Genomic DNA, 22779 nt, shown 5'->3' with positions numbered 1-22779 from the left:
CTCCCCCAGGAGAAGTCGATCGGGAATTTGATCAATTGCGGCTCGCTCCCAAGTCGCTGCTGGAGAGATGCGTCACTGCCTTCGCTCTGCGTCGACCATCTTCAGGAACGTGCGCACGTTCTCGTCGCCCGCGAAGCGCCTGATCTCCTCCCGGGCGCCCTGCGTGGCAGCGCGGAACGGCGCCGGGTCGGGGCGCGTGACCTTCACGCCGGCGGCAATCATCTTTGCGATCAGCTCCTCCTCTTCGGCAATGATCTTCTTGCGCATGCCGTCGCCCGCCGCCTTGCTCTCTTCACGCACGATCGCCTGCTCGGCCGGCGTGAGCTTCGCCCAGGTCCTGGTGCTCATGAGGTGGAGCGTGTTGTAGTACACATGGCGGGTCAGGGCGAGGTGCTTTTGCACCTCGTACAACTTGTTGTAGTAGATGACGTTGAGCGGGTTCTCCTGGCCGTCGACCAGGCCCTGCGACAGCGCCTGGGGAAGTTCCTTGAAGCCGACCTTGATGACCTGGGCGCCCAGCGCTTCCATCGTGGCCTCGAGTTCCGCGACAGGCGGAACGCGCACCCTGAGGCCTCTCACGTCCTCGGGCACGTTGATCGGGCGCTTGTTGTTGGTGATGTTGCGGAATCCCCATTCCCAGTTGGACAGGATGACGAAGCCCTGCTTCTCGGCCAGCGGCGCGAGCCAGTTCATGGCCGGGCCATCGAGCACACGGTGGGCGTGCGCATAGCTGTCGAAGAGATACGGCATGACGACGACGGAGAACGTCTTCTCGTACTTGATGAGGTAGTTCATCGAGGTCACGTCCATGTCGACCGCACCCAGCCTGACTTTCTGCAGCAGTTCGTTCTCGCTGCCGAGCTGGGACGCGGGAAAGATCTCGGTGCGGACCTGCCCGTGGGTACGCTCCTCGACCCGCTTGGCGAACTGCAGCGCCGCCAGATGGGCCGGGTGCGTGATGGCGGCGGCGTGCACCAGCGAGAGCACGACGGGCTCGGCATGCACGGCCGGCGCCGCGAGGCCCCAGGCCGCGACAAGCAGCAGAAGCGCTTTTTTCATGCGGCGGCCCCGTGGTCCCCGCCCTTGCTGCGCTCGCTCTGCTCCATGGTGCCCGAGCGCAGGAAGTCGCCGGCCTCGGTGGCCATCACGGCCTCGCTGAAGTAGTAGCCCTGCGCCAGCGTGGTGGAGCCGGTCGATTGAAGAAAGGCGAGCTGCGTCTGCGTCTCCAGTCCCTCGACGATGATGCCGATGCGCGCTTCGCGCGCGAGATTCATGATGGCGCGAACCGTGGCTGCGCTGTCCGGATCGTCGATGGCCCGCTTGAGCATCGACTGCGCGATCTTCAGGTGGTTCACGCGGTAGGTCCGCAGGTATTCGAACGAGGAATATTCGGTGCCGAAGTCGTCGATCGCAATGCGCACGCCGAGCGCCCGCAGCCTGGGCAGCACGTCGTTGTGGGTCCATGTCATCTGGGCCAGCGTCGACTCCGTGACGTCGAACTCCAGCACGGAGGGATCGAGCTGCCATTTCGCGAGGCTCTCGGTCACGTCGCGGATCAGCTCGCCGCCTTGCCGGAGCTGCCCGAGCGACAGGTTGATGGCCACGACGGGCGGTGCCACGCCCTGTTCGCGCCACACGTTCAGTTGCCTGCAGGCCTGGTCCAGCACCCAGCGGCCGAGCGCGACGATGCCGCCGGTGCGCTCGGCGATCGGCACGAACGCGGCCGCGTCGAGCAGGCCGCGCTTGGGATGGTTCCAGCGCAGCAGCGCCTCCACGCCCACGATCTTTCCGGAGGACAGCTCGACCTGCGGCTGGTAGTAGAGCTCCAGCTCCTCGCGCTCGATGGCCTGCTTCAGGTCCTCGCCGAGCGCCACGCGGTCGCGCACTTCGAAGTCGAGTTCCTCGGAGTGGAAGTGGTACTGGTTGCGCCCCTGTTCCTTCGAGCGGTAGAGCGCCACGTCGGCCTGCGCAAGCATTTCCTCCGGGCTCTCGCTGCTGGATGCATAGGGACAGATGCCGATGCTGGCCGAGGCATGCACCTGGTTGCCGTTGATCATGTACGGGCGCGCAAGCGCCTGCTGGATCTTCGCGGCCAGCGCGCCCGCGGCGGCCGGATCGGTCATCTCGCTTTGCAGCACGGCGAACTCGTCGCCGCCCAGCCGCGCCACCACGTCGGTCTCGCGGGTGCAGTTCTTCAGCCGCAGGGCCACCTCGCGCAGCAGCAGGTCGCCGCCCGGATGGCCGAACATGTCGTTGACCGGCTTGAAGTGGTCCAGGTCGAGGCAATGGAGCGCGAACGGCACCGAGCCGCGCCGTGCCGCGGCGTGGGCCTGGTGCAGGCGCTCGATCAGGGTGGCGCGGTTGGCCAGGCCCGTGAGCCCGTCGGTGCGCGCCAGCCTTGCGAGTTGCTCCTCCGCCGCCTTGCGCTCGGTGACGTCGATGACGATGCCCTCGACCTCGATGAGCCGGCCGTCCTTGTCGCGCACCGGAACGTAGCGGTTCTCGACCCAGCGCCGCGCGCCGTCGCCGGTGCACAGGCGGTATTCGATGGAGGCGCCTTCGGCGTCCTTTTCGAGCACGCGCGCCATCGCGGCGGCGACGCCGGGCTGGTCGGCCGGGTCGATCAGCACGTCCGCCCAGTTCGGGTTGGCCAGCAGGGCCGCCGGTTCGTGGCCGAACTTGGTGATGTTGTGCGAGATGTAGATCAGCGGGAACGCCGGCTCACCGCGCAGGCGGTAGAGGATGGTCGGGCTGTTCTGCACGATGATGTTGGCGTCCGACAGCTCGCGCGTGCGTTCCTCCACGGCCTGCTCGAGCTGGTTCATCTTGAAGGCGGCGTCCTCCGTCATCTGCCACTTCATGGTGAGCGCGCTGGCCAGCTGGCGCACCTCGATCGGATCGAAGGGCTTCTTGAGCACCAGCAGGCGGTCGCGCGCATCCAGCCGCTCGAACACCTCGACCCACGACTGGTCCGCGTAGGCCGTGCAGATCACGATCTGCAGGCGCGGGTCTTCGAGCCACAGCTGCTCGATGGTCTCGACGCCGTCCCACCCCGGGGGCATGCGCATGTCGATGAACGCCATGGCGTAGGGCGCCTCGGCCGCCAATGCCTCGCGCAGCTTCGCGAGCGCCTCCTGCCCCTGGTAGGCGCTGTCCAGCACGAAGTCCGCTTCGCTTTTCCTGGCCGAGGTGCCGAACAGCGCGGACTCCAGGTCGTCCAGGTTCGCATCCGCGGCCGCGGGGAGAAGGATCTTGCGGAAGTCCTCGTGGATGGCCGGCGTGTCGTCCGCCAGGAGGATGCGGCGGTTCTGCGGTTTGCTCATGGCGTCTGTCCAGGCTTTCTGATCGGAAGTTCGAGCGTGAAGGTGGCGCCGGTGCCGGGCCCGTCGCTGTGGACGGCCAGCGTGCCGCCCATCTCGCGCGCCGCGATCGCGGCGCTGTGCAGGCCGAAGCCGTGGCCGTCCTTCTTGGTGGTGAACCCGTGCACGAACACCCGCGTCAGGTTTTCCGGGGCGATGCCGACGCCCGTGTCCGCCACGCGGATGCGCAGCGTCTCGTCCTCCACGATCTCCGCATCCAGCATGAGCTTCGCGCTGTCGTCCGCCGCCGCCTCCATCGCCTGCCTGGCATTGCGCACCAGGTTCGTCAGCACCTGCAGCACCCGGCCCCTGTCCAGCGGCAGCTCGGGAATCCGTGCGAGGTCGCTCTGCATCACCACCTGGTGGCGCGCCGGGCCACCAGCGTTCATGCGCAATGCATCCTCGACCACCTCGTGGATCCGTATCGCCTCGACCAGGCTGGAGGCGCCGGCATGGGCCTGCTGCGCGGCGATGATCTCCTTGATGTGGTCGACGCTCTTGGTCAGGGCCACCAGTTCGTCGACGACGGCGCGCTGCTCCGCCACCAGGAGCGGTGTCAGCTGCATCAGATAGCCCGGGAGCATCTTGCCCTTGGCGTCGGAGGCGAGGAAGGTGCCCAGCCCGTCCGCATGCGCGTTCATCAATTGCACCGCGCGCGCGAGCCCTTCCACCTTGGACGCGCGAACCTTGGAGAGGATCAGCCCGGCGGATACGTTGACGCTGTTGAGCACGTTGCCCACGTTGTGCAGCACGTTGGTGGCGATCTCGGCCATGCCGGCCGAGCGCGCCGCGGCCACCAGGTCGGCCTGCGTCTTGCGCAGCACCCGGTTGACCTCCTCGTTCTCGCGCAGCGCCGCTTCCAGCTCGGCGGTGCGGCTGAGCACCTGCTCCTCCAGCATGATGGTGGTCTGGAAGAGGTTGAAGTCGGAGCCCTGCGCATTGGCGCTGCGCTCGGCACGGTCCATCAGGGCCTGGACGATCTTGTTGAGCCGTGCGATCTCGTCCGTCGGGGACAGCGCCTGCGCGCCGGGGCGCTCTTGCGTTGCAGTCTCAGACATGGCTGGCCTCCCCGCCGTTAGTGCCGAATGCGATGCCGACCAGCGTCTGGTTGACGTGCACGCCGCGGAACTGCTCGCCATAGGTGTGGAAGCCGACCGTGTTGTTCTCCTGCAGGAGTTCGCCGATGCGGTCCTTCGCGCTGCTCTGTGCGATTTCCAGCTTGCGCAGGATGCAGTCGTAGCCCAGCACCAGCTGCGGCGGTCCGATCTCGGCGCGGATGCCGGCGAAGGCCTGCTGCAGGTTCTCCAGCAGGTCCACACCCTTGGCCACCCGCAGGACCAGGCCGTTCTCGATCGCACAGAAAAAAGTCAGGCTGCCATCCGGATTGGCCTTCTGGATCGAGCGCACATAGGTGGTGCCGCCGATCGTCAGCACCACCGGCCAGGCCGCGAAGCGCGAAGGGTCCAGGTCGGAGGCATCGATGCCGAGCATTCGCGCGTACTCCTGGCTGGCCGGCAGGCCGTTGATTTCCTTGACGGTGCGCGAGGCGGCGTCCGCCTCGGTCACGACCAGCCTGTCGTCGGTGGCGACGATGTGCTGCGTCTTGAAGATGCGAAACGGCATGCGCGACGCCACCAGCACCAGCACCGCGCAGTCGGAGCAGAACCGGCCGTTCCAGTAGACCTGGGTCCGGTCGAACTTCATGCCGTCGCCGGCCGAACCGCCGAGCAGGGGAAGCCTGCCCAGTGCGGTCTGGAAGGCGCGTGTGACGGGTTCCTCGCGCAGCGACAGGCCATCGATCAGCAGCAGCGCGAAGCTGTGGTCCGCGTCGCCGGGCGGGCCCGCGGCCAGCAGCTCGTGCAGCAGCGCCTGGGCGAAGTCCTGGCCGGCCTCCACCTTGAACTGCTGCAGCTGTTCGACCTGGCCTGCCGCCACCCGGAAGTGGCTGGCCGGAAAACTCGCACCCGCAAGGCTGTGGTCGCGCAATCCGGCGGGGCCGATTTCCCCGGCCGTGGTGCAGCCCGCGACCGGCACGTCGCCGAACAGGCGTTTCATCTCGTCGGCAAGCGCATCGAGGTCGTATTCGCTGGAGCAATAGAAGATCACCAGCGCCATGGCGGGCTGCGCCACCAAGGCATGGAATTCCTGCGCGGCCTTGCGGGGGTCCGTCGCGCAGGAGTGGGCTTTGCGTATGCAGTCCGTCTCCGTCATGTGGCGACTCCTTGCGTGAGGGTGCATTAGACGCTTGATGCATCGCCGTGGCGGACTCAATCCATGCGGGACATCCCTGCCGCGGACCGCGATCTCTCGATGTCGCGGCAAGTGCCTACATGAAAAGTTCTAACGCAGGACCCCGACTGCGCGACATACGACGATCGGGTTACCGGCCTCGCGTCTTGCCGCGGCCCCTCACAGGCACTTCCATGCCTTCAACGCCCGCTGAAGCTGCGCGCCCGCGTGCGCGAGCGTGGCATCGTTGCGGACCTCGATGGCTGCAATGCCCGGCGGCAGCTGGAAGTCGAGTGCTCTTCGCACGCGCGCATCCACCATCTGCGCGGTTTCACGCCGGCGTGCGAGCAGCCGGCTGCGCAGCGTCTGGGCGTCGGCCGTGATGTGGGCGACGACCAGTTCGGGAAAGAGACGCACGGCTTCGGGCAGGTAGGCGCGTGAGCCGTTCACGATCACGGTCCGGCCGTCGCTGCGCCCGGCGAGTTCGGCGCGCGCAATGCCGTAGTGCAGGGCATTGGCTTCCCAGTGCATCGCGAACGCGCCGGCATCGCGCAGCCGCATGAACGCGGCCATGTCGATGCTGTCATGCTGCTCGCCCCCGGGCTGCACCGCGCGCGTGATCGTGCGCCGCGCGAAGTGCACGCGGGCATCCTGTGGCAGCCGCTGCCTCAGCCAGTCGATGACGCTGTCCTTGCCGGCGCCCGAGGGGCCGACCACGTAGACCAGGCGGCCGGTCGCTGCGGCGTTCATTGGTGCACGGCTTGGCGCTGCGCTCATGCACCGAGCGCCATCTGTTCGATGCACATGAAGTCGGCTTGCGGCACGGGCTCCGCGAACAGGCTGATCGCATCGAAGCGTTGCGCAGGCAGCGCGCCGAAGTGCCGTTGCGCCGCGTCGTGCAGCGCCTGCACCTCGGCCTCGTCGGCCTCGCGCAGCGATCCGGTCAGCGAGAGGTGGAAGCGGAAGCGGTCGAGCACGAACGGGTAGCCCCAGCGCTGCAGCAGCGCGTCTTCCTCGGGCGTGAGCCCGCTCGCGCGGCGGCGCTGCAGTTCGGCCGGCGGCAGCGGCGCGGCGAAGGCGTGCAGGCCGGTCACGCAGGCGCTGGCCATCGCATTCAGCGCGCGGCTCGGCGCCGCGGGCACGAGCGCCAGAAAATCATCGAGCCGCACTACCTGCAGCGACGGCATGTCGAAGGGCTCCCAGGCTTTGCAGATGTGGCGGATGCCGGTGCGCAGCGACGCCGCGTCCAGGTGCGAGGGCAGGGCGAAGGGCGCCTTCAGCGTGGCATGCCAGCCATAGCGCCGCGGCGCGGCCGTCAGTGCCTGCTGCCGCGCGGGCGGCAGGCCGTCGATGGCCGGTTGCGGCAGCGGCTGTCCGCGCGCCGCGCAGCGCCCCAGCCAGCGGCTGCCGGCCTCCCACCACGGGCTGCCAACAGCTGGCGCGAAGTAAGCCGCGTAGCGATGCGCCGCGTCGCGCCTGCGGGACACGGCCTCAGTCATCGTGCGCCACCGTCAGCGAGGTGCGGTCGCCCGGGAACCAGGCCCTGGCGTATTCGATCGGCACGCCTGCGGTGTCGACGTTCACGCTCTCCACGAACAGCACCGGCCGGCTGACCGGCTGATGCAACTGCGCGGCAATCGCGGCCTCGGGCATCTGCGCCGTGATGCGGCTGTGATGGCGCGTGTAGTCGGCCACGCCGTGGGCCTCGAAGCCGGCGGTGATGGAGCCGGTCTCGCGCACCACGGCCTCCAGTCCCACGAAGCGCGGCAGGGGAAAGAAGCGTTCGCTGCAATGCAGCGGCTGGCCCTCGGCTTCGCCGATCACCTGCAGGCAGAGCAGCGAGCTGCGCGCCGGCACCGCGAGCGAGCGCGCCTGCGCCGCGGTGGCGCGCACGGTGCTCGCGCCGGTCACGCGCAGCGCGCCGCGCAAACCTGCCAGCGCCATGCTGCGCTGGAAGCGCGGGCGCTTGACCAGGGCGAGGTCGACCGCGAACTCTTCCACGTAGGTGCCGCTGCCCTGCGTCACGCGCAGCAGCCCCTGGCTGCAAAGGTTGGCGAGCGAACGCCGGATGGTGTGGCGGTTCACGCCGAACTGCTCGGCCAGCGCGTGCTCGGAGGGCAGGCGCTGGCCCGGCAAATACACGCCGCGCGCAATGGCCTCGGCCAGGTCGGCCGCAATGCGGATCCAGAAGCTGTCGCGTGCGGTGCGTTCGGTGGTGGTGGCGGCGGCGGGGCGCGGAGCCAGCGCGGAGGCAGGGGTCGTCGTCGTGCTTGTCATTAAACCTACTTGCGCGCTCTCTAAGCTCGCGTCAGTTGCCGAATTTGTCTATACAACTTCAAGCGTATCACTCCCATGTTTCATGCCTTTGACACAGAACCCGCCGCCCGCCCGCTGCGCCGCGCGCAGTGGCTCGCGATGCTGGCGCGCGCGCCCGTCTCGCTGCTCGAGCCCGCGCTCGCGCAGCACGCCGAGACCCCGCCGCAGTGGCTGCGCGCACCGGAGACCGGCCTGGTGATGGTGCAGGGCCGTGCCGGCGGCACGGGCGAGCGCTTCAACCTGGGCGAGGTGACGGTCACGCGCTGCGCGCTGCGTCTCGGTGGCGATGCGCCGCAGCCGGGCGCCGCGGTGGGCGTGGCCTATGTGCTCGGCCGCTCGCACCGCCATGCGCAACTCGCGGCCGTGGCCGACGCGCTGCTGCAGGACCCGGCGCAGCAGGCCGCGCTCGATGCCCGGCTGCTGGCGCCGGTGCGTGCGCATCTCTCGGCGCTGCGCGCGCAGCGCCATGCCCGCGCGCAGGCCAGCAAGGTCGAGTTCTTCACGGTGGCGCGCGAAGCCGGCGGCGCCGACATGGACGAGGACGATTCCGAATGAACGCGAACATGCTTTCCACCCTGGGCGCGGGCTTCACCGATGCCGCGCTCGGCAGCCAGGCGGTGTTCCGTTCGGCGCTGCAGGCACTCTCGCATCCGGGCCGCATCGTCGAGCTGTCGCACGATGCGCAGGCGCCGTCGCAGGGGCACGGCGCCTCGGCCGCGCTGCTGCTGGCGCTGCTCGATCCCGACTGCCGCCTCTGGCTGTCGCCGTCGCTCGCGGGCAGCGACGCGGCCGCATGGCTGCGCTTTCACACCGGCTGCGTGCTGGTCGAGGCGCCCGCGCAGGCGCAGTTCGCGTGGATCGGCCAGGGCGATGCGCGCCCACCGCTCGATGCATTTGCGCAGGGCAGCGACGCCTATCCGGACCAGTCGGCCACGTGCGTGATCGATGTGATGGAGGTGTCCGCACCGGCCGAAGGAAACGCGCCGCGCTGGACGCTGCGCGGCCCCGGCATCCAGGACCGCAACGCCATCGCAGTGGAAGGCCTGGCACCGGCCTTCGCCGCCCAATGGTCCGCGAACCACGCGCTGTTTCCGCGCGGCGTGGACGTGTTCCTCGCCGCGCCGCGCCGCATCGTGGGGCTGCCGCGCACCACCCGCATCGAACAGGAGGCTTGAGATGTACGTTGCCGTCAAGGGCGGGGAAGCCGCCATCCTTGCAAGCTACCGCCTGCTGGCCGAACAGCGCCGCGGCGACACCGGCACGCCGGAGCTGTCGGTGCGCCAGATCCGCGAACAGCTGAAGCTCGCGGTCGACCGCGTGATGACCGAGGGCTCGGTCTACGACCCTGAACTGGCCGCGCTTGCGATCAAGCAAGCCTCGGGCGACATGGTGGAGGCCATCTTCCTGCTGCGCGCCTACCGCGCGACACTGCCGCGGCTCGGCGACAGCGTGGCACTCGACACCGCCCGCATGGCGCTGGACCGCCGCATCTCCGCCACCTTCAAGGACCTGCCCGGCGGCCAGGTGCTCGGCGCGACGCACGACTACACGCAGCGCCTGCTCGACTTCGCGCTGCTGGCCGAGGGGCGGCAGCAGGCCGCGCCCGCGCCCGCGGCCGATGCAGGCACGCCGCCCGCGTCCGTCACGCCGCGCGTGGTCGACCTGCTGAACCAGGAGGGGCTGATCGAAACCCGCCCCGTGCCGCCCGGCGACCCCGCGCCGGTCGACCTCACGCGCGCGCCGCTGCGCTTTCCGGCCGACCGCGCCACGCGGCTGCAGAACCTGGCGCGCGGCGACGAGGGCTTCCTGCTGGCCATGGCCTATTCCACGCAGCGCGGCTACGCGCACAGCCACCCCTTCGTGGGCGAGATCCGCTTCGGCAGCGTGGAGCTGGAGCTCGCGCCCGAGGAGCTCGACTTCACCATCTCCATCGGCGACCTGGAGATCACCGAATGCGAGATGGTCAACCAGTTCGCGGGCAGCAAGAGCGAACCGCCGCAGTTCACGCGCGGCTACGGCCTGGCCTTCGGCCACTGCGAGCGCAAGGCGATGGCGATGAGCCTGGTCGACCGCGCGCTGCGCGCCGACGAGCTCGGCGAGCCGGTGGAGGCGCCCGCGCAGATGCAGGAGTTCGTGCTCTCGCACAGCGACAGCCTGGAGGCCTCGGGTTTCGTGCAGCACCTGAAGCTGCCGCACTACGTCGACTTCCAGTCCGAGCTCGAGCTCGTGCGGAAGATGCGCGCCGCCGCCGGCGCGGGAGACCACGAATGACGACCACCGAATACAACTTCGCCTACCTCGACGAGCGCACCAAGCGCATGATCCGCCGCGCCATCCTCAAGGCCGTGGCCATCCCGGGCTACCAGGTGCCCTTCGGCTCGCGCGAGATGCCGCTGCCCTACGGCTGGGGCACCGGCGGCATCCAGGTGACCGCCGCGGTCATCGGGCCGCGCGACACGCTGAAGGTGATCGACCAGGGCTCCGACGACACCGTCAACGCCGTCAACATCCGCCGCTTCTTCGAGCGCACCACCGGCGTGGACACCACCACGCGCACGGCCGAGGCCACGCTGATCCAGACGCGCCACCGCATCCCCGAGGCATCGCTCGCCGAAGGGCAGGTGCTGGTCTACCAGGTGCCGGTGCCCGAGCCGATGCAGCGGCTGGAGCCGCGCGACACCGCCACGCGCACGCTGCACGCGCTGGCCGAGTACGGGCTGATGCACGTGAAGCTCTACGAAGACATCGCGCGCTACGGCCACATCGCCACCACCTACGACTATCCGGTGCTGGTGAACGGCCGCTACGTGATGTCGCCGTCGCCGATCCCCAAGTTCGACAACCCCAAGATGCACATGAACCCCGCGCTGCAGCTGTTCGGCGCCGGCCGCGAGAAGCGCATCTACGCCGTGCCGCCCTACACGCCGGTCGAAAGCCTGAGCTTCGAGGACCATCCCTTCGAGATCCAGCGCTGGGACACGCCCTGCGCGCTCTGCGGCGCGACCGACAGCTTCCTCGACGAGGTGATCACCGACGACCAGGGCACGCGCATGCATGTGTGCTCCGATTCCGACTACTGCCAGTCGCGGCAGCAGGCAGACGGCGTTGCCGCTGCGCCCGACCCGGCGACCGATGCGGCCGCCGTGGACGGAGTTCTCGCATGAACGCCGCGCAAGCTTCTCCCCTTCCGCTGCTGCGCGTGCGCGGCGTCGGCAAGCGCTACGGCGATCGCGTGGCGCTGCACGACGCCTCCTTCGACCTCTGGCCCGGCGAGGTGCTGGCGGTGGTCGGCGAATCGGGTTCGGGCAAGTCGACCCTGCTCGATGCCATTGCCGCGCGCAGCCGTCCCGATGCCGGCAGCGTGCAGTTCCATGTGCGCGGCGGCGGCCTGCAGGACGTGTTCGCGATGACCGAGGCCCAGCAGCGGTTGCTTTCGCGCACCGACTGGGGCTTCGTGCACCAGAACCCGGCCGACGGCCTGCGCATGGACGTCTCGGCTGGCGCCAATGTGGGCGAGCGCCTCATGGGCCTGGGCGAGCGGCACTACGGCCGCGTGCGCGCCACCGCGGCCGACTGGCTGCAGCGCGTGGAGATCGACCCGGCGCGCATCGACGACACGCCGCGCACTTTTTCGGGCGGCATGCGCCAGCGCCTGCAGATCGCGCGCAACCTGGTCACGCAGCCGCGGCTGGTGTTCATGGACGAGCCGACCTCGGGCCTGGACGTGTCGGTGCAGGCGCGCCTGCTCGATCTGCTGCGCCAGCTCACGCGCCAGATGCAGCTTGCGGCCATCGTCGTCACGCACGACCTCGCGGTGGCACGGCTGCTCGCGCACCGCATGGTCGTGATGCAGCAGGGCCGCGTGGTCGAGACCGGCCTCACGGACCAGGTGCTGGACGACCCGCAGCACGCCTACACCCAACTCCTCGTTTCCTCGGTGCTCCAGCCATGACGACTCCCTTGCTTCTTCTCCAGGGCGTGGCCAAGCGCTTCACGCTGCACCACCAGAACCAGCTGGAGCTGCCCGTGTTCGACGCGGTCGACCTCAGCGTGAGCGCGGGCGAATGCGTGGTACTCGACGGCGCCTCGGGCCTGGGAAAGAGCACGCTGCTCAAGCTCATCTATGCCAACTACCGCGCCAGCGCGGGCCGCATCACGGTGCAGGCGCCGGCCGGCCCGGTGGACCTGACCGAAGTGGCGCCGCGCGAGCTGGTGCGGCTGCGGCGCGAGACCATCGGCTACGTGAGCCAGTTCCTGCGCGTGATCCCGCGCGTGCCCGCGCTCGACGTGGTGGCCGAGCCGCTCGCCGAGGACGCCGGCGACGACCCCGCGGGCATCGAGGCCGCGCGCGCCGAGGCGCGCCGCTGGCTCGCGCGGCTGCGCATCCCCGAGCGCCTGTGGCACCTGCCGCCGGCCACCTTCTCGGGCGGCGAGCAGCAGCGCATCAACATCGCGCGCAACATGATCAAGCCCAAGCCGCTGTTGCTGCTGGACGAGCCCACCGCCTCGCTCGATGCCGCCAACACGGCCACCGTGATCGAGCTGATCCGCGAGGCCACGGCCCGCGGCGCGGCCATCGTCGGCATCTTCCACGACGCCGAAGTGGGCGCGGCCGTGGCCACCCGCCGCGTCAACGTGGGCGACTTCAGGAGCACCCGGCCATGAGCGCAGCACCCATCGTCTTTTCCAACGCGCGCATGGTGCTGGCCGGCGAGGTGGTGCACGGCGCGCTCTCGGTGGCGAACGGGCGCATCGAGGCGCTGGACAGCGGCGCCACCGCGGCGGGCACGCTCGACCTCGAGGGCGACTACCTGTTTCCCGGGCTGGTCGAGGTGCACACCGACAACCTGGAGCGGCACCTGATGCCGCGCCCCAAGGTGCAGTGGGCCGAGATGCCCGCGCTGCTCGCGCACGATGCCGAGGTGGCGGCCGCCGGCATCACCACGGTGTTCGACGCACTGGGCGTGGGCGAGTCCGACCCCGAGAGCCTGCGCGGCAGCACCTGGGACACGCTGCTCGACGTGCTCGACGGCTGCATCGAGAGCGACCTGCTGCGCGCCGACCACCATCTGCACGTGCGCTGCGAGCTGCCGGCACCCAACACCATCGAGCTGTTCGAGCCGTTCCGCAACCACCCGCGCCTGTCGATGATCTCGCTCATGGACCACACGCCGGGCCAGCGCCAGTGGGAGAACATCGAGGTCGCACGCATCTACTACACCGGCAAGAAGGGCTGGAGCGACGACAAGTTCGACCGCCGCGTGTCCGAGGCCGTGTCGCTGCAGACGCGCTATGCGGAACCCCACCGCCGGCACTTCGTCGCGCATTGCCGCCTGCACGGCATTGCGCTGGCGAGCCATGACGACACCACCGTGGCGCACGTCGAGCAGGCGCATGCGGAGGGCGCCAGCATGTCGGAATTCCCGACCACGCTGGCGGCCGCGCGCGCCGCGCGCGAACGCGGGCTCGCCAACATCATGGGCGGGCCGAACGTGGTGCGGGGCGGCTCGCACTCGGGCAACGTGGCCGCGGCCGAGCTGGCGCGCCAGGGGCTGCTCGACATCCTGTCTTCCGACTACGTGCCCGGCAGCCTCATGAGTGCCGTGATGCGGCTGGTGGACGAGGGCATCTGCACGCTGCCCGAGGCGGTGGCGATGGTGAGCCGCGCACCCGCGCGCGCGGCCGGCCTGCACGACCGCGGCAGCCTGGAATCGGGGCTGCGCGCCGACCTGGTGCAGGTGCGCATCACCACGCTGGCCGACGGTGCCAGGCACCCGGTGGTGCGCGGCGTATGGCGCCAGGGCCGGCGCGTGATCTGAGGGTGCGGCCGCGGCTGTCGCCGCAATGTCGCACAGCTGTCGCGCGCATGTCACGGCGTCTCGCGAGACTTCACTTGTCTAGACGACTTTGGAATCCAAGATGACCGGTGTCCTGCGCATCCACCAACTGAACAAGCACTTCGCCAACGGCCGGCATGCGCTGCGCGACGTCAACCTGGCCGTGAACCGCGGCGAGATGGTGGCGTTGATCGGCGCCTCGGGCTCCGGCAAATCCACCCTGCTGCGGCACGTGGCCGGCCTGGTGGCGGCCGATGGCGGCACCGATTCGCTGGTCGAGATCGACGGCTGTTGCGTGCAGAAGGGCGGCCGCATCCACCGCGACATCCGCAAGCTGCGCTCGCAGGTCGGCTTCGTGTTCCAGCAGTTCAACCTGGTGGCGCGGCTGCCGGTGCTGGTGAACGTGCTCGTCGGCTCGCTGCACCGCATGCCCTGGTGGCGCAGCTGGCTGCGCATGTTCACGGCGCAGGAGCGCGCGCTGGCACTCGAGGCACTGGGGCGCGTGGGCATTGCCGACTGCCATGCGCAGCGCGCCTCCACGCTGTCGGGTGGCCAGCAGCAGCGCGCGGCCATTGCGCGCACGCTGGTGCAGGGCGCCAAGGTGGTGCTGGCCGATGAACCCATTGCATCGCTGGACCCCGAGTCCTCGCGCAAGGTGATGGAGATCCTCGCGCGCATCAACCGCGAGGACGGCTGCACCGTGATCGTGTCGCTGCACCAGGTCGACATCGCGATGAAGTACTGCCCGCGCGTGGTGGCGCTGAACCAGGGGCAGGTGGTGTTCGACGGCCCGTCCTCGGCGCTCACGCCCGCGCTGCTGCGCGAGCTGTACGGCGTGCAGGCCGACGAGCTGCTGCGGCCCGCCGCGCCGACCCCGGCACCCGAAGGCACCAACGTGCACGTGCTGAACCCGACTGCTCCCGTGTCGTGGGCTGCGCAAGCCGCATAGCCCGCGAAGAACGCGTCTTTCCATCCTTTTCATTCTCCTGGAGCCATCCATGATCAAGAAAATCGTTGCCGCCGCCGTGCTGGGCCTCGGCCTTGCGGGCGCATCGCTCGCGCAGGACATCAACTTCGGCATCATCTCGACCGAGGCGACGCAGAACCTCAAGGGCGACTGGCAGCCGCTGATCGACGACATGAGCCGCCAGACCGGCCTCAAGGTCACGGCCTTCTTCGCACCCGACTACGCCGGCATCATCGAAGGCATGCGCTTCAACAAGGTGCACCTCGGCTGGTTCGGCAACAAGTCGGCCATGGAAGCGGTCGACCGCGCGGGCGGCGAGGTGTTCGCGCAGATGGTCAACGCCGACGGCACGCAGGGTTACTACTCGCACCTGATCGTGAACCGAGAGAGTCCGCTCAACACGCTCGACGACGTGCTCAAGAACGCGAAGAACCTGAGCTTCGGCAACGGCGATCCCAACTCGACCTCGGGCTACCTGGTGCCGGGCTTCTACGTCTTCGCGCAGAACAAGCTCGATGCCAAGTCGATCTTCAAGGTGACGCGCAGCGCCAACCACGAGACCAACGCACTGGCCGTGGCCAACAGGCAGGTCGACGTGGCCACCAACAACAGCGAGAACCTCGAGAAGGTGAAGGAGCGCTTCCCCGAGAAGTTCAAGGACATCAAGATCGTCTGGACCTCGCCGCTGATTCCGCTCGACCCGCTCGTCATGCGCAAGGACCTGCCCGAGGCGACCAAGGCCAAGCTGCGCAACTTCTTCTACAACTACGCCAAGACCGATCCGCGCGAGAAGGAGATCGTCATGAAGATCTCGAAGCTCTCGGGCTTCAAGGAATCGAGCGACAAGCAGCTGCTGCCGATCCGCCAGCTCGACCTGTTCGGCCAGCGCACCAAGATCGAGGCCGACACCGTGCTCGGCGACGCCGACAAGAAAGCCAAGCTGGCCGACATCGACAAGAAGCTGGCCGCGCTGAACTGAGCGCGCGCCACTTTTCTTTCCTGCTGCACTGCTGTGTCCGCCATGCAACCCACGGTCCCTCTCGTCCGCCCGAGCCTGGCGCCTGCGGCGTCCGCCGCTCCCAGGCGCAGCCTCGCCTGGCAGCTCGCGTGGGCGGGCCTGCTGATCCTGCTGGCCGCGTCCTGGAAGGGCGCCGACATGCGCCCGTTCGAGCTCTGGCGCGATTCCGGCAACATGGCCACCTACGCGGCCGAGTTCTTTCCGCCGAACTTCACGCAGTGGCGCATGTACCTGCAGGAGATGGTCGTCACCTTGCAGATCGCGCTGTGGGGCACGGCGCTGGCGGTGGTGAGCGCCGTGCCGCTGGCGCTGCTGGCTTCCGCCAACATCGTGCCCTGGTGGATCTACCAGCCGGTGCGCCGCCTCATGGACAGCTGCCGCGCCATCAACGAAATGGTGTTCGCGATGCTGTTCGTGGTGGCCGTGGGCCTGGGCCCCTTCGCCGGCGTGCTGGCGCTGTGGGTGCACACCACCGGCGTGCTGGCCAAGCTGTTCGCCGAAGCGGTCGAAGCCATCGATCCGCAGCCGGTGGAAGGCATCCGCTCCACGGGCGCCAGCGCGCTGCACGAGATCGTCTACGGCGTGCTGCCGCAGGTGATGCCGCTGTGGATCTCGTATGCGCTCTACCGCTTCGAGTCGAACGTGCGCTCGGCCTCGGTGGTGGGCATGGTGGGCGCGGGCGGCATCGGCGTGGTGCTGTGGGAAATCATCCGTGGTTTCCAGTACGCCGAGACCTGCGCGGTGATGCTGATCATCGTGGTGAGCGTGAGTGCCATCGACCTGGCGTCGGCCCGCATCCGCAAGTTCCTGATCTGATCCGAGCTGAGGACGGGAGGGCGTCCGCGGGCGAGGCAGAATCCGGCGAGGACTTCCGCACGCCCATGAACCCCCCGACATCACCCGCCATCCTCCAGGTCCACGACCTGGGCCTTTCCTATCCGGGCCAGCCCGCGCTCGCATCCGGCTGGTGCGCTTCGGTGGGCGAGGGCGTCACGCTGCTGTATGGCGACACGGGCAGCGGAAAGTCGACCTTGCTGCGCGTGATTGCGGGCATGCTGCCTCCGGCTTCCGGAAGTCTGACGCTCGCAGGCGCGCGCCTCGACACGCAGCCCGAGGCCTACAGGCGCAACGTGTTCTTCTGCGACCCGGCCACCGAAGCCTTCGACCAGGTCACCGCGCGTGCATGCACCGCCGCCCTGAGCGAAGGCGATGCGGGTTTCGATGCGGCGCTGTGGCAGGCGCTGGTCGAGGGGTTTTCGCTGGCACCGCACATCGAGAAGCCGATGTACATGCTCTCGACCGGATCGAAGCGCAAGGTGTGGCTGGCGGCGGCGCTGGCCTCGGGACGTCCGCTGGTGCTGCTCGACGAACCCGAAGGCGCGCTCGATGCGCGATCGATCGGCTGCCTGTGGAAGACCGTCGCGACCCGGGCCGGACGCGCGGGCCACGCGATCGTCATTGCGAGTGGCGCGCGCCTCGAACACGTTCCGCAAGTTCCGCTCGTCGGCTGCATAGAGCTGCCGCTGCGCTGAGCGCGGTGCGGGGTTAGGGTGCCGGCGGACGTTGTAGGCGCTGCCAGCCGATCACGGGCCAGTCGCTTCTCGACTGGTCGGCGTCACCGCCATAGACAACACTGCCGCCTTCCAGCGCATCAGAGAATGACGCTGCAAAACTGCGAAGGCCGCGAAAATGATCGACGTTCGCCGTCGCACTGGCCTGGATCTCGACGGCGCGGAGCTTTCTTCCGTCGGGTATCAGCAAGTCCACTTCGTTGCCGGTCACATCCCGGAGAAGTACATCTCCCCCAACTCGCCCTGATTGAATCGCGTCTTGAGGGCTTCCATGATGACCAGATTTTCAAACAGGCTGCCAAAGAGCGGGTCTCGCGCGACCTGGTCGGCGCTGCGCAAGCCCAGCAGCCGGCAGGCCAGGCCGACGTCGTAGAAGTACAGCATCGGACTTCTCACGGGGCGCTTCGACGTGTTGGTGACCAATCGGCTGAACGACTACACGTTGATCCGGACAATCGATGAATCCGCAGAACCCGATACATGGCGCGACAAGCAGGGAAGAAAGCTCCAGGCGGCCGACATGCTGCGGATTCATCAGGCGCAGCGCGCCTGGCTGCGCGACAGGCTCGCGGAGCCGCTCGCCGGACCGACGGTGGTCGTGACGCACCATGCACCTCATCGCGGCTCGCTGGCGCAGCGATACGCCGACGATTGGGCCTCGAGCGCCTTCGTCACCGAGCTTCCGGATGCTTTCTTCGATGTGCCCGTGCTCTGGCTGCACGCATCAGCAGTTCGACTACGAAGTCCGCTCTTGCCGGGTCGTGTGCAGCCCGCGCGGCTACGTGAACCGGAGCGGCAGGATCGAGAACAAGGAGTTCAAGCCGGGCTTGGTCATCGACCTCCCGCTGCCTGTTCGTATTGACCTAAAGAATGTTCAACTGAGGTTCGCCCGCAACGCGGACAGTTTCACTGATGAGCGACCCATGAACAGAGCTTGCACGATGCTTTGCCGACTCTGACTGCGTCTGTCAATGCATCCTGGAGCCTGGGCAGCAGATTGGGAACAGCCTCAAGCGCAGCTTTGGCAATGGGCTCAAGCACCGGACTGCGGTCCAGCGACGTCGGACACAATGCTTGATCGAGCTTAGAGACGACTTCATCCAAAGTGTCGGCGAGTTGCGCGGGAGCAGACTCTTTCGCGTACAACGTGAGTGACAGTCGAGCGTTCGAAAGATGCGACATCAGGTCATAAGCCGCCGTCAGCCAGAGTGTCAATTCGGCAAAGGGGATCCGAACGGAAGAGGGCTCAACCAGGGTTCGCGATTGTGTTGCGCCCACCGCACGAATCGCGTCATACGCGCGCTGTCTGGCGAATCTTGGCAAGCCTTGAGGTCCTTCATCCAGCTTCAAAACCTCCGCGATATAAAGGCGAATTGCTGCATTGGCTTGGCGTAGATCATTCGACAAGCGGCGCCTCTCCCAGCTTGGAAACGCATAACTCGCGGTCCATCCTACGAGGGCGCCGATCACGGTATCGCCGAGTCGCTCAAGGATGCTGAAGTCAGCGCCGTGCGCCACAAGATGAGCCTGCAAGACAGCCATCACGGCGGCGGCTGCTGCCGTAACCGAGTAGCGCACACCCAAATACGCGTGTGCAACACCCGCGGCGATCAGAAAGCACAAGTTCAGAAAGAGAGTCGAGGGACTCAATGCCAGAAGCGCCACGACCACGCATCCCGACAACGTACCCAGTACTCGAGCATTCCGTCGAACAAGCGTCTGAGCGAGACTGCCTTGCATCACGACCGTGACACTGAGAAGTACCCACTGCGGATGCGCAGTCCAAGGCAAGAGCCGGGAGATTGCGTAAGCCGACCCAGCAGCAATAGCGGTCCTTACTGCGTACCGGAACGTGGGAGATTCGGGTCTGAGCCCCATCCATACGGCAGCGAATCGCCACTCGTCAGGTGCGACGTAGCGGCGAAGATCCGAGCGGCGGCACGGCAGTTGGGGCTGCTTGAACGGGGCGTGCATCGCCTGTATCGCTTGGACGTGGGCGAACTGGCTTCGAAGAATCTCAGAAATAATCAGGCGCGCACCATCGCGCCCATTGCCGATTCCCTTCTCCAGTTCATCGAGCAGGCGCCCGATCTGCAATTCCACCGTCGCGTCGAGCGGCTGCAACCGACCGGTTCGAACATGCTCCGCGACGCCATCCAGAGCGAGCGCCATGTGCTTGAGCACATCAGCAAACAGCAGTCGCTCATCCAATAAGGCGGCACCATGCCGAACAAGCGCCGTGTCAAGTTTTCCCGCAATCGCAAGGTCACGCAGGTCTTTCAATCGCAAGAGAACAGAGGTTTGCAAGTGCGCTGTAGGCCCATCCGCGTTTCCGAAGATCAAATCCCGTGCGGCTTGCATCCGGTCAGCAAGGTTAGCTTCCCGATGCACAACCTTCTCTTGCAGCGACAGATCGACAGGATCGCGAGCCTGCGCAGCGAGTGCACGAAGAAGGCTCGCCATTTCTTGCACCGCGGTCACCAGGGCAAGTCTTCTCCAAGTCGGTTGCAAGAGATGCGCGGTGGCGACAGCCCAGATCCAATAACCTAGGGAACCAACCAAACCCCAGGCGACATAGTCGGGCGTCAGCCCTTGCGACGCGGGAACGGACATCGCGAAGACGAGTGACATGGTGGTCGCAAATGAAACCGTCCCGGCCTTCGGTCCCCAGGATTGGATGAGCATGGCACCGAACACGATCAGAACAACGGTCGGAACCAGGATCGCTTCGTAGGGTCTGAGCGCCAGGAACACCGTTGCGCCGGCGGTACTGGAGATGACTGCGGCCAAGACGCGCCGTGCCACGCGGTCCGTGGTGGTAACGACGTCGGCAAGGCTGGCACAAACTGCTGTTGCAATCGCGGCTTGAGCCGCATGGGCGCCTGCCATCAGCAATATGGAGCCTTGTACGAGCATCAGCCCTAACGCGACAGTCAAGCCGTTGACCACCCAGGCCGGCATCCGACGGAACGACTGAAGGGGAAGATGAATGCGGCGTTCGGGGGGAATAGAGGCGGAGACGGCGCTCATGATCGGCCTCGTCACCTTGAGCCAGCATTCAATGGGCCAAGTACTTCCGCTGCGATCTCGGAGGCGCTAATGGCTGCGGGGAATCCTCCGTAGAAAGCAAGATGCGTGATGAGCGCCGATATCTGTGATTCTTTCAACCCATTGTCGATCGCGCGCAGCAGATGTGCCGGCAGTTCCTCCGGTCGGTGCAGAACGATCAGCGCGGCGAGAGTTATGAGGCTCCGGTCCTTCGGAGGGAGGCGGTCATCAGTCCAGACTCTCGAGAACAATGGGTCCTCAACAAGCGCTGAAAGTTCAGGGGTGAAGGCTCGTGCCGCCTCGCGAGGCGACTGGGTGGGGTTGTCGCTTTTCATGAGCTTCCATCAGGGATGGTAAGTAGGTGGTGTGTCGAATTTCCAGGCCCGGAAGTCGCTCGGCAGGCGAGGTCGACTTCCAGCCGATTAGGAGAACCGACAACCAACCGCCCGCCAGACGGTGGGGCAGTCATCGGATGTCGGCTCTGCCGAGAAAAAGCCTGTCGCGGGAGGCCAAAGCCAGGTGTCGAGACTTCGGGGGCAGAAGCAGCGACACCTCGTCGTGTCGCCGCCGGCTCCGCTTCTTATGCGGCGACAGCAGTGCCGGCATTGGCGGCCTTGGCATTGGCCCGCGCTGCACGGGCGATGCTCTCTGCGAACAACGGCGTTTCCCGGCTGTTGTGATCGCCGGAGGCAACCTGGCGATCATGCGACGCCTGCTCAAAGCTCACCCCGTGGCTCGCGATGAAATTCAGGAAATCTTCAGTCGGGTGCGACACCACGGAATTCGTGTACTCCGTGCGCCCGTCACTCAAGCCCTTGGCGCTGAGTTCCCAGATGACCTGCACTCGCGTGCGGCCTGCCGGGGTGAAGACGTCCGAGGTGGAGACCATGAGACAACGTCGCTTTCCGACAACTTCACCCACGTAATGCTGGATGACGAGACCGGTGCCGATCTGCTCCACATTGATGGACATCGGTCGACCATCATCGGTACTGGTTGTGCCGCACGAGATATGGTCCGGCGGGGCGCACCGTTGGTACTCGGCTTCGGGCAGGCTGAAGAGCCATTTGCCGATGTCGATCTGCTCGATAGGCACGTCGATGATGTGGCTGAAGGCCGATTGGGAGAGTACGAGGTCGCTGCGGATGGTGTCGGTCATGAGAACTCCTTGAGAGGACATTGGATGGAGGCGAGAGTGCCCGCCGGTGGTGGCAACTGCGCGTAGCGCTGTTGCCGGGATCCAATGTCTCAAGCCCGTGTTTCGGCTGGATTTCCAGCCGCGGCAGCGAGCGTTTCAGCTGTAATCGCTCAGGAGAATCAGGATCGAAAGAGCAGTTGCGCATTGGTGTATGACATAGCACTAGCGCGACCTAGTTCGTTGAGCACTGTCGCGCCCGGCCAGCACGCATCGGATGGTCAAAGCGCTGGCCCCGTCGTTCATCGAGATGCGTGACTGGGCAGCAAAAGGATCTTGCCGACGCTCTCGCCTGATTCCATGCGCCGATGGGCTTGAGCAGCTTCGGATAGTGGATATGTGCTGTCGATCACAGGTCGGATCATCCCCGCCGCCAATGCTTCAAGCCATCGCTGCGCGAAGCGTTGGACCATGGCCTGCTTGACCTCGGGCGGACGCGACTTCATCACTGTGCCGAAGATCTGCAGGTGACGGTACAGCAGCACGTCCATCGGCAGCGCTGCGCCTTCCATGCCGCCAAGCAGGCCCACAACCACCATGCGGCCACCCACTGCCAGCGAACGCACGTTGCGCTCAAGGTAGGAAGGGCCGACAAAGTCGATCACGACGTCCACGCCTTTACCGCCCGTCCTCTGGGCAACCACGGCCTGGAAGTCGTCTGCGCGGTAGTCGATCACCTCATCGGCGCCGAAACTCTCGACGGCCTCGCACTTGTCGCCGCCCGCAGTGGCAAACACGCGCGCGCCGGCGGCGTGCGCAAGCTGTACCGCGGCGGACCCGACCCCGCCTGCCGCTGCATGGATCAGCACCGAGTCGCCGGCTTGCAGGCGGGCCAGATGGAACAGTGCCTCGTGCGCAGTCACAAACACCTCGGCCACCGCGCCAGCCTCGACCAGCGCGAGGCCCTGCGGGACCTGCATGGCCATGCGGTAATCGATGCGCGACAGTTCGGCATAGGCGCCCCCGCCCACGATGCCCATGACACGGTCGCCAATGGCGTAGCCCTGTACTTCCGATCCCACGTCGACTACCGTTCCCGCAATTTCCAGGCCCATGATGTCCGAGTCACCGAAGTTGGCGCGGCCGTATGCACCCTTGCGATGCGACATGTCGGCGCGGTTGACGCCGATCGAGGCATTGGCCACCAGAAGGTCATGGGGACGGATTTCCGGGAGGGCGACCTCGCGGGTCACGAGCACTTCGGGTCCGCCGAACTCGTCAAAAACGATGGCTTGCATT

Annotated in this window: 25 protein-coding genes; 12 read left to right on the top strand and 13 right to left on the bottom strand. The window is 67.1% G+C overall.

What is annotated here, in order from left to right; all coding sequences use genetic code 11:
• Positions 1–72: 72 nt before the first annotated feature.
• The 7 genes from IB278_RS25685 to phnF all read right to left on the bottom strand — a co-directional run bounded on the left by IB278_RS25685 (position 73) and on the right by phnF (position 7865).
• Entirely contained in the window at positions 73–1059 is a 987-nt protein-coding gene (locus IB278_RS25685; protein WP_192326456.1) for a TRAP transporter substrate-binding protein, read from the bottom strand.
• A complete protein-coding gene (locus IB278_RS25680; RefSeq protein WP_192326454.1) occupies positions 1056–3323 on the bottom strand; it encodes a putative bifunctional diguanylate cyclase/phosphodiesterase in 2268 nt (755 codons plus the stop codon). Before IB278_RS25680 ends, IB278_RS25685 begins: the two co-directional genes overlap by 4 nt.
• A complete protein-coding gene (locus IB278_RS25675) occupies positions 3320–4417 on the bottom strand; it encodes a sensor histidine kinase (protein WP_192326452.1) in 1098 nt (365 codons plus the stop codon). The genes IB278_RS25680 and IB278_RS25675 overlap by 4 nt, the downstream gene beginning before the upstream one ends.
• Positions 4410–5570 (bottom strand): nitric oxide-sensing protein NosP, encoded by a 1161-nt coding sequence (gene nosP, locus IB278_RS25670; RefSeq protein WP_192326450.1) that lies wholly within the window; start codon positions 5568–5570, stop codon positions 4410–4412. Before nosP ends, IB278_RS25675 begins: the two co-directional genes overlap by 8 nt.
• 198 nt (positions 5571–5768) lie before the next feature.
• Complete coding sequence (gene phnN / locus IB278_RS25665) at positions 5769–6338, bottom strand: phosphonate metabolism protein/1,5-bisphosphokinase (PRPP-forming) PhnN (RefSeq protein WP_192326448.1); 570 nt, start codon at positions 6336–6338, stop codon at positions 5769–5771.
• A gap of 23 nt (positions 6339–6361) precedes the next feature.
• Complete coding sequence (locus tag IB278_RS25660) at positions 6362–7087, bottom strand: DUF1045 domain-containing protein (protein ID WP_192326445.1); 726 nt, start codon at positions 7085–7087, stop codon at positions 6362–6364.
• Positions 7080–7865 carry a phosphonate metabolism transcriptional regulator PhnF gene (phnF, locus tag IB278_RS25655; RefSeq protein WP_192326444.1) on the bottom strand — a complete coding sequence of 262 codons (786 nt, stop codon included), beginning with the start codon at positions 7863–7865 and terminating at the stop codon, positions 7080–7082. Before phnF ends, IB278_RS25660 begins: the two co-directional genes overlap by 8 nt.
• A gap of 75 nt (positions 7866–7940) precedes the next feature.
• On the opposite strand from phnF, the gene phnG reads away from it, so the two are divergent.
• The 11 genes from phnG to IB278_RS25600 all read left to right on the top strand — a co-directional run bounded on the left by phnG (position 7941) and on the right by IB278_RS25600 (position 17258).
• A complete protein-coding gene (gene phnG, locus IB278_RS25650) occupies positions 7941–8459 on the top strand; it encodes a phosphonate C-P lyase system protein PhnG (protein ID WP_192326442.1) in 519 nt (172 codons plus the stop codon).
• Positions 8456–9079 (top strand): phosphonate C-P lyase system protein PhnH, encoded by a 624-nt coding sequence (phnH, locus tag IB278_RS25645; protein WP_192326440.1) that lies wholly within the window; start codon positions 8456–8458, stop codon positions 9077–9079. The genes phnG and phnH overlap by 4 nt, the downstream gene beginning before the upstream one ends.
• 1 nt (position 9080) lies before the next feature.
• A complete protein-coding gene (locus tag IB278_RS25640; RefSeq protein WP_192326438.1) occupies positions 9081–10175 on the top strand; it encodes a carbon-phosphorus lyase complex subunit PhnI in 1095 nt (364 codons plus the stop codon).
• The gene (locus IB278_RS25635; RefSeq protein ID WP_192326436.1) at positions 10172–11068 is read left to right on the top strand and encodes an alpha-D-ribose 1-methylphosphonate 5-phosphate C-P-lyase PhnJ; all 897 of its coding nucleotides are present in this window, start codon (positions 10172–10174) and stop codon (positions 11066–11068) included. The genes IB278_RS25640 and IB278_RS25635 overlap by 4 nt, the downstream gene beginning before the upstream one ends.
• Positions 11065–11856, top strand: coding sequence for a phosphonate C-P lyase system protein PhnK (phnK, locus tag IB278_RS25630; RefSeq protein WP_192326434.1), 792 nt, complete (start codon positions 11065–11067; stop codon positions 11854–11856). The genes IB278_RS25635 and phnK overlap by 4 nt, the downstream gene beginning before the upstream one ends.
• On the top strand, positions 11853–12569 hold the full coding sequence (gene phnL, locus IB278_RS25625) for a phosphonate C-P lyase system protein PhnL (RefSeq protein WP_145746970.1): 717 nt from the start codon (positions 11853–11855) through the stop codon (positions 12567–12569). Before phnK ends, phnL begins: the two co-directional genes overlap by 4 nt.
• Positions 12566–13723, top strand: coding sequence for an alpha-D-ribose 1-methylphosphonate 5-triphosphate diphosphatase (locus IB278_RS25620; RefSeq protein WP_192326432.1), 1158 nt, complete (start codon positions 12566–12568; stop codon positions 13721–13723). Before phnL ends, IB278_RS25620 begins: the two co-directional genes overlap by 4 nt.
• A gap of 100 nt (positions 13724–13823) precedes the next feature.
• Complete coding sequence (gene phnC / locus IB278_RS25615; RefSeq protein WP_192326430.1) at positions 13824–14690, top strand: phosphonate ABC transporter ATP-binding protein; 867 nt, start codon at positions 13824–13826, stop codon at positions 14688–14690.
• Between the two features lie 49 nt (positions 14691–14739).
• Positions 14740–15687, top strand: a complete 948-nt coding sequence (gene phnD, locus IB278_RS25610; RefSeq protein WP_192326428.1) for a phosphonate ABC transporter substrate-binding protein — start codon at positions 14740–14742, stop codon at positions 15685–15687.
• A 42-nt stretch (positions 15688–15729) separates the two neighbouring features.
• The gene (phnE, locus tag IB278_RS25605) at positions 15730–16542 is read left to right on the top strand and encodes a phosphonate ABC transporter, permease protein PhnE (protein ID WP_145746974.1); all 813 of its coding nucleotides are present in this window, start codon (positions 15730–15732) and stop codon (positions 16540–16542) included.
• A 65-nt stretch (positions 16543–16607) separates the two neighbouring features.
• Complete coding sequence (locus tag IB278_RS25600; protein ID WP_192326426.1) at positions 16608–17258, top strand: ATP-binding cassette domain-containing protein; 651 nt, start codon at positions 16608–16610, stop codon at positions 17256–17258.
• Positions 17259–17271: 13 nt separating this feature from the next.
• Here IB278_RS25600 and IB278_RS25595 read toward each other — a convergent pair whose 3' ends face one another.
• The gene (locus tag IB278_RS25595; protein WP_192326424.1) at positions 17272–17487 is read right to left on the bottom strand and encodes a hypothetical protein; all 216 of its coding nucleotides are present in this window, start codon (positions 17485–17487) and stop codon (positions 17272–17274) included.
• Between the two features lie 17 nt (positions 17488–17504).
• Positions 17505–17681, bottom strand: coding sequence for a DUF4143 domain-containing protein (locus IB278_RS25590; RefSeq protein WP_192326422.1), 177 nt, complete (start codon positions 17679–17681; stop codon positions 17505–17507).
• Positions 17682–17712: 31 nt separating this feature from the next.
• On the opposite strand from IB278_RS25590, the gene IB278_RS25585 reads away from it, so the two are divergent.
• Positions 17713–18159 (top strand): hypothetical protein, encoded by a 447-nt coding sequence (locus IB278_RS25585; RefSeq protein WP_225613167.1) that lies wholly within the window; start codon positions 17713–17715, stop codon positions 18157–18159.
• Between the two features lie 44 nt (positions 18160–18203).
• On the opposite strand, the gene IB278_RS25580 is transcribed toward IB278_RS25585, so the two are convergent.
• The 4 genes from IB278_RS25580 to IB278_RS25565 form a co-directional block, all read right to left on the bottom strand.
• Positions 18204–20327, bottom strand: coding sequence for an FUSC family protein (locus IB278_RS25580; protein WP_192326420.1), 2124 nt, complete (start codon positions 20325–20327; stop codon positions 18204–18206).
• 11 nt (positions 20328–20338) lie between these two features.
• The gene (locus tag IB278_RS25575; protein WP_192326417.1) at positions 20339–20680 is read right to left on the bottom strand and encodes a carboxymuconolactone decarboxylase family protein; all 342 of its coding nucleotides are present in this window, start codon (positions 20678–20680) and stop codon (positions 20339–20341) included.
• 245 nt (positions 20681–20925) lie between these two features.
• Positions 20926–21504: a hypothetical protein gene (locus IB278_RS25570; RefSeq protein WP_192326415.1), complete on the bottom strand. Its 579-nt coding sequence runs from the start codon at positions 21502–21504 to the stop codon at positions 20926–20928.
• A gap of 278 nt (positions 21505–21782) precedes the next feature.
• Entirely contained in the window at positions 21783–22778 is a 996-nt protein-coding gene (locus IB278_RS25565; RefSeq protein ID WP_192326413.1) for an NAD(P)H-quinone oxidoreductase, read from the bottom strand.
• Position 22779: the final 1 nt, after the last annotated feature.

Origin of the sequence: Variovorax sp. VRV01, from assembly GCF_014852545.1 — a bacterium.
GTDB classification, from domain to species: Bacteria; Pseudomonadota; Gammaproteobacteria; order Burkholderiales; family Burkholderiaceae_C; genus Variovorax; species Variovorax beijingensis_A.
This window is presented reverse-complemented; position numbering and strand designations above follow the sequence as displayed.